Annotated in this window: 9 protein-coding genes; 7 read left to right on the forward strand and 2 right to left on the reverse strand. The window is 51.0% G+C overall.

Annotation, left to right across the window (positions count from 1 at the left end; all coding sequences use genetic code 11):
* The first annotated feature begins 48 nt into the window (after nt 1-48).
* Nucleotides 49-2,409 carry a PKD domain-containing protein gene (locus tag MN202_RS03835; protein WP_335734760.1) on the forward strand — a complete coding sequence of 787 codons (2,361 nt, stop codon included), beginning with the start codon at nt 49-51 and terminating at the stop codon, nt 2,407-2,409.
* A gap of 91 nt (nt 2,410-2,500) precedes the next feature.
* On the opposite strand, the gene MN202_RS03840 is transcribed toward MN202_RS03835, so the two are convergent.
* Nucleotides 2,501-3,565: a tetratricopeptide repeat protein gene (locus MN202_RS03840; protein ID WP_335734761.1), complete on the reverse strand. Its 1,065-nt coding sequence runs from the start codon at nt 3,563-3,565 to the stop codon at nt 2,501-2,503.
* A gap of 214 nt (nt 3,566-3,779) precedes the next feature.
* On the opposite strand from MN202_RS03840, the gene MN202_RS03845 reads away from it, so the two are divergent.
* The gene (locus MN202_RS03845) at nt 3,780-4,685 is read left to right on the forward strand and encodes an acyl-CoA thioester hydrolase/BAAT C-terminal domain-containing protein (RefSeq protein ID WP_335734762.1); all 906 of its coding nucleotides are present in this window, start codon (nt 3,780-3,782) and stop codon (nt 4,683-4,685) included.
* 196 nt (nt 4,686-4,881) lie between these two features.
* Nucleotides 4,882-5,736 (forward strand): substrate-binding periplasmic protein, encoded by an 855-nt coding sequence (locus MN202_RS03850; protein ID WP_335734763.1) that lies wholly within the window; start codon nt 4,882-4,884, stop codon nt 5,734-5,736.
* Between the two features lie 55 nt (nt 5,737-5,791).
* Here MN202_RS03850 and MN202_RS03855 read toward each other — a convergent pair whose 3' ends face one another.
* Nucleotides 5,792-7,930, reverse strand: coding sequence for a transcriptional regulator (locus MN202_RS03855; protein ID WP_335734764.1), 2,139 nt, complete (start codon nt 7,928-7,930; stop codon nt 5,792-5,794).
* Nucleotides 7,931-8,204: 274 nt separating this feature from the next.
* On the opposite strand from MN202_RS03855, the gene MN202_RS03860 reads away from it, so the two are divergent.
* The 4 genes from MN202_RS03860 to MN202_RS03875 all read left to right on the forward strand — a co-directional run bounded on the left by MN202_RS03860 (nt 8,205) and on the right by MN202_RS03875 (nt 13,922).
* Nucleotides 8,205-9,440 (forward strand): serine hydrolase domain-containing protein, encoded by a 1,236-nt coding sequence (locus tag MN202_RS03860; protein WP_335734765.1) that lies wholly within the window; start codon nt 8,205-8,207, stop codon nt 9,438-9,440.
* A 173-nt stretch (nt 9,441-9,613) separates the two neighbouring features.
* Nucleotides 9,614-12,862 carry a diguanylate cyclase gene (locus tag MN202_RS03865; protein WP_335734766.1) on the forward strand — a complete coding sequence of 1,083 codons (3,249 nt, stop codon included), beginning with the start codon at nt 9,614-9,616 and terminating at the stop codon, nt 12,860-12,862.
* Complete coding sequence (locus MN202_RS03870) at nt 12,863-13,468, forward strand: dienelactone hydrolase family protein (RefSeq protein WP_335734767.1); 606 nt, start codon at nt 12,863-12,865, stop codon at nt 13,466-13,468.
* An 85-nt stretch (nt 13,469-13,553) separates the two neighbouring features.
* Entirely contained in the window at nt 13,554-13,922 is a 369-nt protein-coding gene (locus tag MN202_RS03875; RefSeq protein WP_335734768.1) for an antibiotic biosynthesis monooxygenase family protein, read from the forward strand.
* Nucleotides 13,923-13,962: the final 40 nt, after the last annotated feature.

A 13,962-nucleotide genomic window follows, 5' to 3' on the forward strand; every position in this document is an offset into this window, starting at 1 on the left:
TTGTGTTGTGCGTCGCTGGCACGCACGCAAACTAATAAGGAAATTCCATTGAAGACTAAGTTAACTATTTGCGCAGCCTCGCTGTCAGTTTTGCTATCGGCTTGCGGCGGCAGCAGTGGGGCGCCACAAGTTGTTGTGCAACCAAATCAGCCGCCCGTTGCCCAATTTTCATTAAGCCAGCCTCAGGTTGCTGTAGGTGAACGGGTCAGTTTTGATGCCAGCAGCAGCCATGATCCAGAGCGGTCACAATTGCGTTACTACTGGCAAATCAAAGATACCGCCAATGAACTGGTAACACCGGCAGACAACACCGCTCAGGTGTTTCATTATTACCCGCAGCGCGCCGGCAATTATACGGTGGTATTAACGGTAACCGATAGCCAGGGCGCTAGCCACAGCACAGAGCTGCCGCTTAGTGTAGCCGCTAGTGGCCAGCACAGCCTGAAAATTGACGCGCCAGATACGGCAAAGCAAGGCGATTACCTTGAGTTGCAAGCCATCTTCAGCCATATGATAAGCGACAAAGTGACCGCCAATTATCAGTGGCAGCTGGTTAGCAAACCGGTAGCGAGTGCCGCGCAGCTGGAAAATGCCGTGCAAAGCCGTGCCGGCTTTGTGGCTGATCAGCCTGGCGAATACCAATTAGAACTTAGCCTGCAACTGGGAAACTTCATCAGACAAACGGTTACACATAGCATCAATGTTTATCAGACTGGTGATGTACCGCCACAGGCAAAAATTGACCCCAGTCACAGCCGTCAGCTGTGGGTAAACGAGCAGTTGCAGCTTAGCAGCCAGAGCAGTGATAGTGACGGCGATGTACTTAGCTATCACTGGACTATACAAGGTGGTGCTTATGTGACGCAGCCACAGCATCAGGCGGAGTTTTTGTTCCAGCCGACAGCATTGGCCACTTATACTATTTGCCTGCAGGTAAATGATGGCAAACATCAGGATCAAGACTGCACCGGGATTGAAGTCACAGAAAGCAACCGTCAACCGGTGGCCCTGTTTAGTGTGGACAGCACAACGTTGGCACCCAATACGCCAATTAAACTGACCAGCCAGGCCAGCGATCCGGATGGCGATACGCTCAGCTACAGCTGGCTTATTGTCAGCGCACCGGGGGGAAGCGATGCCACACTGGATCTAACCGATGAGCAACAGCCGTTATTTCAGGCAGATAAAGCCGGTGATTACCAGATCCAGCTGCAGGTGTCAGACGCCTGGCAACAATCAGCGCCCTTTGTATTGCCGTTGCAATTACAGGCCGCGCCACAGCCGCAGCTAAGTATCAACGCCGAACGGCTGATTACTGTCGGGCACTGGAGCAGACTGCAGGCTGAGCTTACGGCGGATCACGACGCTGCTCAATTTAACTGGTCGGTATTAAGCCAGCCGCAAGGCGCCAACGTCGAGTTCCAGGCAGGCAACCAGGCAGATGCGATGTTTAAAGCAGACCTCAGCGGTGAATATTTGCTGCAGGTTGCCGTAAGCGGGCCGGCACTAGTGCCGCAGGTGGCGACGGTGCTGCTGTCTGCCGATAATAATTTACCGCCGGTTGCCAGAATTGCCGGGCAAACCCGCCGCTACGGTTTGGTGGGTATTAAGCAGACCTTTGATGCTGCAATAAGCTTTGATCCGCAAGGCGAGGCGATAAGTTATAGCTGGCAGCTGTTTGATGAAAACAGCGCAACCCTGCTAGCCAGCCAGAATGGCGGTGCACTCTTTACCGTTGAGCCGCAATTTGCCGCTAACTACCGGGTTAAACTGCAGGTAAGCGACGGTATAAAACAAACAGAAAGCAATGTATTGCTTGTCGTCGCCGACGAGCTGCCGCAACAGCTGCAACTTAGCGGCAGTTACGTTAACGTGCTGGGCCAACCTGTCGCCGGCATAAAGGTGACAACTAATCATATAAGGTTTCGCCCTGGCTATATCGGTGTTTATGAAGCCTATACCGACACTGCAGGCCAGTTTAGCCTCAGCTTTGAGCGGCCGCAGGCCGACAGCTGGCAGCCCGGTATCAAAGTAGGCTACAACTTGCGTTATGGCTATCAGTTACAGGATCTTATTTTAACCGACGCTAATGACCTGGATTTGGGCCAGATGACGCTAGCAGATCTGCAGAAGGTTCGTTTTGAAGCACGTTATTGCGCCAACCTGGCGGAGTCTGCTATCAGGTTTATGATCGTTGGTCAGCGTACTGAGCTCACTCAGTTAGATATAGCGGCGACAGCGGTGTTGTCGTTTAGTGACGCATCGCCGGTGATGGAAACTTTACTGCCAGCGCCGGCAACGTTTCTGCTGCGCAGCAACCAGGCCAGTGTTAACACTCAGCGCCAGTTTAGTCTGGCTTTTACGCCGGATCAGCTGCAAACCGTGCTCGTTGATCTCTGTAATCCTTAACGCAACATGCTTGTGCCAGGAAGGAAACCCGCCGGCCTGATTTAAGCGCGTCGTATGTAGTGCTAAGCCAGGTTGTCAGCGCTGTGTTTGCTTAACCTGGCTTTTTCTCAGACTCCTGCTGCTGGGGTTGCTCTGTTAAACTGCTGACTGGCCAGTTGCAGGCGAGCACGCTGCTAAACCAGGGCCGGTTAAAGCTTTGCCGGCTAAGGGCCGGTGCGGCCTTAACATCTACAGCCAAAGGGGTTGCCAAATAGCGCTGAATAAGTGTTTTAACCTGGTTATCTTCCAGTAGCTGAAAAGCCTCACGCAGTTGTTGTTGCATTTGAGCTGTGACCGGCTGCCCTTGTAATTGCATAAAACGACTGTGTAACCAGAACAGTAAGGCCTGTTTGGCTTCGTTCGGAAAGTTGATTGTAAGGTTGGCCGTTGGCGTATAAAGCCGCTGAAAACTCAGAACATCTTGTTGCAGCACAAAATAAAACAACAGGTTTATGCCGGCCGAAATTTGTCCGGCGCGCTGGCTTATGGCCTGATACTGTGTCAGCGCGGCGCGAAAGTGTGGTTCGGCGGCGGTTATATTGCCTTGGTCCAGCGCCAGCATACCAAGATTATTTTCCACCATCGCCACTACGCTCAGCTGGCCTGATTGCTGCGCCATTTGACGTGCAGCGATAAATAATGTGCGGGCTTTGTCGGTTTCGTTCAGTTGTCTGGCGACAAGTGCCAGGCTGTTAGTGAGTGTAAGCCGCTGTCGCTCCGTAGTACTGTGGGTATAAGAGCAGGCAAAACTGGATTGGGCATCATGTAGGTAGTTATTACGCCGCAGCCAGATACCCAGGGCACTGGTAATAGCGGTAACGTGTTGCTGGAAATAAGCATGTTGCTGATAGTTAAACAATATATCCAGCACCTGTATCAAGCGTGGCATATCGTTGGTCGGCACAGCTGCACGCAGTAACAGCACATAGCGCCGAATGGCCAGCTCAGGCGACAGTGTGTCTATGTCCGCTATCTGATCCAGCAAAGCTATACTGCGGGCTGGGTTGACTGTCAGGTAAGCCTCGGCTTCATCTAAGGTTGCAGCAGCATCGCCGGCAACAGCACTGGCACAGGCTATTGCCAGCACGGTATAAATAACCAGACAATAGTTTGACACGGCTTAACCTACTTCAGTTTGTTGACCGCTTCACTATAGGCGCTGCCAGGCCGTTTTTCAAAATCGCCAGTTGTTATCAGTAGCTCAATAGCTAGCACTTGTTCCAGCCATACATCTGACATTTGTCAGTCAACTTTGATGACAACAAGGGCTAGCTTCACTGCGGCGGTTAATAAACAATGGTTATAAGTTTTAATTGATCAGGCTATGGCTTATGTTTTTTAAATTATTCAATACCGCAAAGTTTAACAAACTCAAAAAGATAGCGCTTTTGCTCCTGGCGCTGCTATTACTAAGCAGCCAGTTGCCGCATTTAATTACCTGGTTTGTGCCGCTGTCTAATCAGGGCAAGGTGCATAGTCAATTGTATTTACCGGCAGCGGCAAGTGCCGACAACCCTGCGCCGTTACTGGTTTTTTTAGGCGGATCCGAAGGCGGCATGAACCTGACTAATGATCGTAACGCAGCAGAGCGGCAAGCTTATCTGGATGCGGGGTTTGCGCTATTGGTCGTCGGTTATTTTGGTTTGCCGGGTATTCCATCAGGTTTGGATCGGATAGAGCTTGGCGGGGTGCTTGACGCTATTGAACATACCCGCAGCAATCCTGCCATCAATGCCGAAAAACTGTCAGTGCTGGGCGTGTCAAAAGGGGCGGAGTTAGCGTTATTGCTGGCCAGCCGGTCAACGCAAATAAGCACTGTGGTGGCGGTAGTGGCAAGTGATGTGGTGTTTGGTAGCCCGGAATGGTATAGCACCAGTTCATCCTGGAGCTGGCAGGGCCAAGCTATTACCTTTGTGCCTTTTAACTTGCACTCAGCATTGGCGTTAATGCAAGGCAATATCCGGCAAGGTTATGAAATCGCCTTACAAAATCAGCAAGCTTATCAACAAGCGTTGATCCCGGTGCAACGGATGCAGGCCGACGTGTTACTTGTTTCAGGCACTGCTGATGAGTTGTGGCCATCCAGCGAAATGTCTGATCGGATAATCCAACGATTGCAGCAACATCAATATCCGTACCAATATCAGCATTTAAAAATAGCCGGCGGCGGCCATAGCGGGCTGGTCCGGCAATATCAGAGCGAGATTATTGCTTTTTTAGCAACATCGCAGCGCTAATGAGTGCTTCTTCGCTGTGCAGGCAGCCATCTATTCTGACGGCGGCAAAATGCACGACCTAACCTGCCGTTTTAATTAGTCACCGGCAAATGCAGTAATGATTAATGTGATGTCGCAATTTAGCTTGAGTAGTGCATTTGTTTTACAATAGTGGCATTGTCGTTAATACAGACTGGTGTTGAGTTGGACGTTTTAGGTGAATAACAAGAACTATTACAGAGTGCTGCCCGGGCTGCTTATTACGGCTCTGGCATTATTGGCATTTATGCCGGTAACGGTGTTAGCGGTTGACACTGAATCTTCTGCGGCCGCCGCGCTGCGTATCATTACCGAGCCCAGTGGCCGTGGCAGGTTAAAAGATCAACATGGCCAGGTGTATGGCATGTCTACCGAGTTGATTAAGGCTGTTCAGCAACAGTTGGGCGATACGGCCAAAATAGAAATTTTACCCTGGGCACGGGCTTACGCCATCGCCGTTAGTAGCGACAATGTCGCGTTATATGACACTATCCGCACCGCCGGGCGGGAAGATAAATTTAAATGGGTGGGACCCATTAAAATCTACTCGGTAGATTTACACGCCAGAAAAGGAGCAATAAAAGACAATGCCAGCCTGGCTGATTTACTGCAAAACCATGTGGTCTGTGAAACGCGCAACACCAGTATCGTTAACGAGCTGCTGTCGCTGGGCTTTGAGATAGACAAAAACCTGATTTTAAGCCGACAATCCGGTGATTGTTATAACATGCTAAAACTTGGCCGCGCCGATTTAATTGCCATGCACAGCGATGTAACACCTAAACGCCAGGCCGAGCTGCTTGACGCCGGCCTGGACTTACAGCCGGTATATCCGCTACAACCTATTGAAATTTACCTGGCTTTTTCCTTAGCAGTTAACGATACCGTTATTAACAACTGGCAGTGTGCGCTGAATAAACTGGTGCTGCAAGGCGAGTTCAGGCGCTTGTATCAGGGCGAATATGCTGATGCCATGATCAATGAAATCGAGGCCAGGGCGGCGCAGTCGCAGCAGCAATTGGTCTGCCATTAGCTATCATAGCGCCATCAAAACTCTGCACTGCCAGATGCCGGCAGCAATGCCCGTTTTAGTCGGCCAGCACCAACTCTACCACTTCTTTTCTGCCGTTTATCCGCTGTGTCAGCAGTATTTGCGTGGCATTAGCCGCGGTTATGGCGTCAACGGTTTTTGGCACCTCAGCGATGACAGCAAAGTGTTCAGTGTCGACAGCGTAGCGCCACAGCTGAAAATCCTTGTTAATGCCATACAGGGTATCGCCATAAACCACAAAACCTTTGTTGCTGACCTGGTTGCTAAGTGGCTCAATCAGCAAATCTTCAACCGGGCCTTGCAGCCAGAATCTATCAAGCTGATCGGTATAAATCAGCCGGCCTTGTGCGGTTTTAACGGCCTGAGTAACCTCAGCATTATTGATAACCTCCCTGGTTGCGCTGGCTAAGTTTACTTCGGCAAACTTGAGCACGCCGTTTATTTGCAGCTTTACCAGCGCGGTGTTGGCAATACTGTCGTAGTGAAACACGCTATGTATCGGGTATTTAAACGGCAAACTGTGTTGGCTACCGTCTAAAAACAGCTGGCTTAGGGCATAATCGGTGTTGACTAACAGGCTGTTACCATCTTTAGCCCAGTGCATGCCATACAGGTAAGTATCGGTGGGAAAATGGCTGAGTTGCCAGGTTGTATGGCCGTCGCTCAGCCATACCTGCAGCTGACCGGAGCGTGCCGACTGAAAGGCAATAAGTTTGCCGCCAGGTTGAAACAGCGCGTTATTTTCAGCTTTAACCGAGCGCGCTATTATCGTTCCGCTTAGCGCAGCCTGTGCCGGCTTTTGCTCATTGTTTGCCAAAGTGCCGGCTAAGGGTAGTGCCACTATATCGCTGTCGTATTGTCCTTTGGTCACCAGCATGCGGTTACCGTCGGGGTGAAATACCGGCGTGCCCATAGCGTCATCAATAGGTAATTCAACCGGGTTTATCTGGCCATCATATGACAGGGTAAATAACTGGCGGCCGGTACTAAAAATAAGCTGGTTTTCAAACGGCGAAAAGTTAGGGTAAATTGATTTGAAGCGGGCGATTTGTGACGGATAGCGAATAGCATGGCCGGATAACTGCTCGCCGTCTGGCCTTAGCATAGTTAAATAATAGCTGCCGTCATTGCTCTGGCTGACTACGGCTATCAGCTTATCTTTGGCCGAGTAGTCATAGCTTAGCACGTTGCCATCGCTAACTTCATAGAGGGTGTCGCTGCTGTCTGCTGCGACAACATAGCGGATTAAGCTCCAGTGGCCCGATTTTTGTTGCAATAAGGCTATGTGGTTATCATCCAGCCATTGCGGATTTTTAATGGCGGAATTTTTGCACTCTAACAGTCGTTTCGGCGCCTGGGGGGATAGCAACGCCGCGTCAAAGTCCAGACTCATTAAGTGATAACAGGTTTTCTGCGTTAGCGGCTCAGTGCAATCTCTGGACTGAACAAATATTAAGCTTTTACCGTCGGTAGAGAAACTGTGCGCGCCATTAGAATCTAAATTTTTACTCAGCTGAAACTCTTGCTGGGTTTTAATGTGTTTTGCCCAGATAGTGTTACGGCAAAACTCAGTGGAATAACGATGAAAAACAATATATTGGCCGTCTGGCGAATAAATACCCGCCACCTCTTTGTTGTCATTGGCGGTAAGCGGGCGAAATTCACTGATTTTAAATTGGGTTGTTGTCTGCGGCAAAAAACCTTGCCACAGTAATCCTGCACCCAGCAACATTGTAACCAGCAACACCGCGAACAGCAGCAGGCCAAGGTTAAACTGAGTTAAGCCGGCATAACGGCGCTTGGCCGGCATCGCGGCGGCCATTGGCGCTGCTGCCGCGGCGGGTTGGGGGGCGGCTTCAGGTTGCCAGCGCACATCAGCTTCCAGGCTATAACCTTTTTTAGCATGGGTTTTGATATAGCCCTGAACTTTACCATCGTCACCGAGCGCTTTTCTTAGCTGGGTAATGCTGCGCTGTAGCGTATTGGGTGACACTATAGTGCCTTGCCACACCTCTGTCAGTAATTCATCCTGGCTTACCACCTTACCCTGATGCTGCGCCAGATACGTCAGTACAGCTAAAGCTTTCGGCGCCAGGGTTGTTGTTTCATTAAGGTGGGTAATTTGATTGCGCGACAAATCAATATAAAAACCACCAATCCAATATTGCTGTGACATAGCGACCTGCTAACCAATAGATGCCAGACTACAGAAGCCAAAGCGAAACACATCAGGCTAGAGTAAATCGGCACCACCGCTAATGCAATTAATCAACCAGCTGATAACTAACGTTTTTTGGAGAATCAGCGAAAAGTCAGCCAAAAGTCAGTGGAAATTCCAGCTTTATGTCGTTGCCGCACTAACCTGCTTAGCTATCCGCTATCACAACAGCTGGTGGGCGATGGGCTTTGCGATAGCCAGGCAAAATAGCATTAAGACAAAAGGCGCTTTTATGAAATTTAATCGTTTAATATCAATAACCTTGTTAAGTATGGCGAGTGGCGCCATAGCAGCAGATGCGGCTGTGCAGCCACATCAGGCACCAACCGCAACGGCCGAGGAGGCTAAAATTATCCATTGGCGTGTGCCACAAATTAGCCACACCTTCTGGGATATTGCCCCGCTGGAGCAGCCCTTTACTACCTCTGCACCGGCACAGCTGCAAGACGGTATAGCAACAGGCGTGCTGGGGCAAGATGGCGGCGACAAGACGCTGATCAGCAGACTGGCCAGCGAAATAGCAGACAAGCAACATGGCGAAGTTGACAGCTTACTGATCAGCCATAAAGGTAAGTTGCTGTTTGAGTCTTACTATTTGCGCGGGCGTATCGATTTGCCGCATCCGCAATCGTCTGCTACTAAAACCTACACCAGTCTGGCTATAGGCCGTGCTATACAGCTGGGTTATTTATCGCTGGCCGATTTAGACAAACCTGTACTGAGTTTTTTGCAAGGCCTAGATCAGACAAAATTTGTCGCCGGTATAGACAACATCACGCTGCATCAGGCCATGACAATGCGCTCCGGCCTTAAGTTCAGCGCTGACAGAATCAGACAATATGGTAGCCAGCCCGGGCGTTATTACGGTATTAAGCGCCTACAGGCTTTTTTCGAAGATAGCGAAGCTGTGACTAAGCAATCGCAGACCTTTAATTACCAGGGGCCAAACCCGGATATCGTGATGCAGGTACTGGACGCTGTAGTGCCGGGCTCAGCGCAGGATTTTATTAAACAGCAGTTATTTGGCAAGTTGGGTATCGTTAACTATGACTGGCGTACCGAGCAGGATGGCGTGCCAACAGCGGGGGCATTTGCCAGCCTGACTTCGCGCGATATGCTGAAACTGGGCAGCCTGGTGTTAAATAACGGCAACTGGCAGGGCGAGCAGCTGATCCCGGCCGCCTTTATCAGCCAGGCCACGGCCGGGCATGTTGAACTGAGCGATGAGCAGGTACAGAATTTTTATGCCGGCGCCAGCTTATCAAATTCGGCCTATGGCTACTTTTGGTGGCAAACGGCAATGCAGCTTGCTGACAAACAGTACCGCAGCATTTCTGCCCAGGGCGGTGGTGGCATCACCATCTTGCTGGTAGCTGAGCTGGATCTGCTGGTGGTGGTAACCGGCCATGCACGGCAGGCGTATTTACAAATGATCGCCGAAAAAGTGTTACCGGCTTTTGTGCCCTAAACCCTTTACGCACGACAGAGCAACAGCGGCATCAACAAGGCGTTATGGCTGATTGGTGCTTAGCCTGGCCTCTTGGATTGCAGCTGTTGTTCTGCTACCTTTGCAAGCATAATCTAATGTGGCGCTAAACGCTGGCGCCACCTGTGCACTAAGCTGAGGATTGCAAGGTAAAAATGCCCGCCAATCAGGATTGGACCTACCGGCTAATAGTCCCGCTGTTGTTGCTTGTGCTGTGCCAATGCCGTCTGGCGTATGCTGCGCAAGATGGCGACCTGTTTAGCTTGGGGCAGCGATACTTCGATACCGTTGGCAACGAAGACGCTATACCTGGCGGCGTAGTGACAGCCCTGGCGCAGGATAACAGCGGATTTTTGTGGATTGGCACCCAGTTTGGCCTGCTGCGCTTTGATGGCTACCATTTCAAAAAATATCAGCACAACCCCGACGACCCGGCATCCCTTAGCGGCAACTTTATCAATACTCTATGGCTGGCTAATGATGGCCGACTCTGGATAGGTACTACCTCTAACGGCCTGTCAGTGTTTGATCCGGCGACGGAACAATTTACCAACTATAGCAATGCAACGGGCACGGCCAACAGCTTGTCGCATAATGATGTCTGGGCAATCACCGCTGCGGCTGACGGCGGCGTTTGGATAGGCACCGGTAATGGCCTGGATTACTTTGATACTGCCAGGGCACAGATAACAGCCTATCGTCCACAACTGCCCGCCGGTAATAAACAGCCAGATAAGCGTATTCTGGCGCTGCTGTTAGATAAACATAATAATTTATGGCTGGGCACACAAAACGGTCTCTATGTTAAGACGGCGGCAAGCGACGCCATTGTCGCCTTTCAGGCCGCAGATAAGACGACAGCAGCGTTTGCCGGCCAGGAAATCCGCGAATTATTCCAGGCAAATGATGGCGCTATCTGGGTGGGTACCCGCATGCACGGCCTGAGTGTGTATCGCCCTGACAGCGGACAAATACAGCATATAGACACCAGGATCAGGCTGGATGGCGTACCGGCCAATCCTGAAGTCAGGGCCATTACTCAGGTAAAAGACCAGCTGTGGGTAGGTTTGTACGGCAGTGGCATCCTCATCATCGAGCCGCAAACCGGCGTGGTAGCTGAGCATATTCTGCATGATGCCGCCATGACCGGCAGTATAACTTCGAATGCGGTAGCCGATTTTTGGCTCGACCGCTCCGGTATGGTATTTATTGCAACCTGGGGCGGTGGCTTAAACCGATACAACCCATCAAATGCAGCCTTTCGTACGCTGCGGCACAGCCCGGTACGGCCCGGGTTTCTCAGCTTCAGCAATGTACGCTCGGTGTTAGAACTGGCCGACGGTACGGTCTGGCTGGGCAGTTGGGGTAAGGGAATAGACGTTGTTTCGCCAACAAAGGGGTTGCTGTATACCATTAAGCCCGACAACAACAACGCCAACGCGCTGGGCAACAGCTTAGTCCGTACTATGGTGCAGACAGAAGGTGGCACCATATGGGTCGGCATGGACAGTGGGCTGTACCGGTATCGCGCCGACACCAAAGACTTTCAGCATTACTCTGTGCAGCATGGTCTGCCTGGCAACTTTGTCCGCACTTTACTGGCCGATCAACACGAAAACATCTGGGTGGGTACGCGCAGTGGCTTAGCGCGCTGGCATGCCAGCAGTAACCGTTTTGAATCGTTTTTGCTTAGCAATAATCAACCGATGAGCGAATTTGTCAATGCACTGGCAAAAACAGCGGATGGCTATTTATGGGTGGGGACCACTAATGGTTTATATGTCTTAGCGCCAGGTGCCAGCCAGTTAAGTGGCATTTTTCATCAGCCGGACAATCCGCATAGCCTGGCCGACAATCTGGTTTCCGGCCTGCTGGTTGATGCAGAGGGGCAGCTTTGGGTAGATACCCGCGGCGGTTTGCATCGCTTTAGCGGCTGGCAGGGTGATCAAGCGCACTTTGAGGCAATAAGTGCTAAAGCCGGTAAAGCCGGTTTATATATGGGCGCCAATTTATTAGCGGACGAGAGCGGCCGAATCTGGACACAGTGGCATCTGTTAGAGCGGCAGCCGTTACAGTTTCGCAGCCTGGGTAAGGCCGATGGTATTGATATCGGTACGGTTTGGGTTGGCAGCTATGCTAAGCTGCGTGACGGCACCTTGTTGTACGGCGGTACCAAAGGTTTATTGATGGTGCGCCCGCAGCGTTACACCAGCTGGGATTACCAGCCGCCGGTGGTGATTAGCGAGTTATCGGTAGATGGCATCAGCCAGCCCGTTATTGCCGGTAAAGCCGTGGTGCTGTCAGCAGAGGTACGCAGTTTAAGCGTAGAGTTCTCGGCTTTGGATTACTCAGCGCCAGAGCACAACCAATACGCTTACCAGCTGCTGGGGTATGACAACGATTGGCAGTACAGCAGTGCACAACATCGCGTTGCAACCTATACCAACCTGGACCCGGGTGAGTACACACTACAGATTAAAGCCAGCAATAAAGCCGGACAATGGAGCCCGCATCAGCTGGCACTTAGCATAGTGCAACAACCGGCCTGGTATGAGTACTGGTGGTTCAGGGCCTTGCTGTGTCTGGGTATTCTTACCGCGCTGTACTTAGGGTTTCAGCGCCGGGTGCGCTACTTAAAATTAAAAGGCGCCCGTTTGCAGGCGTTGGTAAATGAACAAACCCGGGAGTTGTCACGGCGTAATCTGGAACTGGATAAAGCAAATAAAGAACTGGAGCAAGCCAGCCTGACCGATCCGTTAACCGGGCTGAAAAACCGCCGCTTCTTAACGCAGGTATTAGCCGCCGATATTCATGCTATCCAACGCTTCTTTGCCGCACCGGCAGGCGACGGTGCTGAGGCAGACAAAGCGAAGCTGCACTTTTTTCTGATTGATATCGATCACTTTAAAGCGGTAAATGACAATTATGGCCATGCCGGGGGGGACAGTTTGTTAAAACAGATACCACTTAAGCTGGAGAAAATCTTTCGTCATTCCGATTATTTTATCCGCTGGGGCGGTGAAGAATTTCTGGTAGTGGCCAGGCAAACCGACTGGTGCAATGCGTTAGCACTGGCCGAACGTTTACGCCAGGAAGTTGCCGCCACGCAGTTTGAACTTGGCAACGGTGTGACGTTAAATTGCACTATTTCGATTGGTTGCGCTTCCTATCCGTTTATTACTGCTCAGCATCAGTTATTAAGCTGGCAGGATGTTATCAATATTGCCGACAAAGCGCTGTATTGTGCCAAGAAAAGTGGCCGTAATGCCTGGGTTAGTCTGCAGGCCGATACCGGCACCACCTTGTTGACGAAACAGGCGGTGCTGTCACAGACCGGGATGCTGGTTCAACAGCAACTGTTAATTGCGCAAACATCGGCAGCCGTACCGCTGCAATGGGGTTGAATGACAAAAGTAGTTTTAGTAATTAGCGATATCTTTGGAGCCTGTTCAGGCCTGGAACGTCTGCTGGCCGACTTACGCCAAAGCGGCGCCACGCTGCACCTGGTTGACCCTTATCAGGGTAAGGCGCAGCAGTTTACCGGTGAAGCTCAGGCCTATGACGCTTATATCGCCCAGTGTGGGCACGATAATTATGCTGTTATCGCGGCACAGGCGCTGCAACGCAGCGGGCAGCCATACGATATCGCTCTGGGTTTTAGTGCTGGCGCGACGGCACTATGGCGCGCACTGGCAACATGCGACAGCGCTCAGGTAAAGCAGGCGATACTGTTTTACCCCGGCCAAATTCACCAGCATCTGGCGCTTCAACCGCAACTAGCCACTGAGGTTATCTTTGGCCACAGCGAGCCGCATTTTGATGTGGCTTCTGTCTGTGCGCAGTTACAAACTAAACCGGGTGTAAGCGCACAACCTACCCGTTTTACGCATGGCTTTATGAATCCGTCATCAAGCGCTTTTGATGAACAAGGTTACAAACAATATGCGCGGTTAATACTGCGAACACTACAAGGCAACGTGGCCACTGAACCCGCTAAAGGCTTGAGATAAAATGCTGCTGATATTTTCAGTAGCGGCAGCAAAGTGACCTTTGCGGGATCTTTAGTAAATATCTGACATAACAGGAAAGGTTTTTATGCCGCAGTTAAGTGTTATTAATACCATTTCCGTACCTGCCGGCATGGAGCAGCAAGCCGAGCACGTGCGCCAGGAATATGTAAATTACTTTAGTAAACAAGCCGGCTTTGTCAGTTCGACCTTTTATAAATCGATTAACCGGCAGGACGATGGCAGCATTCAGTATGTCAATATCGTGGTGTGGGCGTCGTACGAGCATTTTGCTGCAGTGGTCAACAACGGTTTTGCCAACGCAGAAGGTGAAAATAACGATGGCATGCGGGTACTGGGGCGCGGCTTTCCTGCACCTATAGTGGTTTCGCCGGGCCAGTATCAGGTTATCGCCAGCAATGGCACTGTTGAGGCAATAGCGGGCAAAGATCACTAACGGCAAGACAGGCTAACGCTAGTGTGCCTTTGCAGCGGTA

Origin of the sequence: Rheinheimera muenzenbergensis (assembly GCF_036984005.1) — a bacterium.
Lineage (GTDB): Bacteria > Pseudomonadota > Gammaproteobacteria > Enterobacterales > Alteromonadaceae > Alishewanella > Alishewanella muenzenbergensis.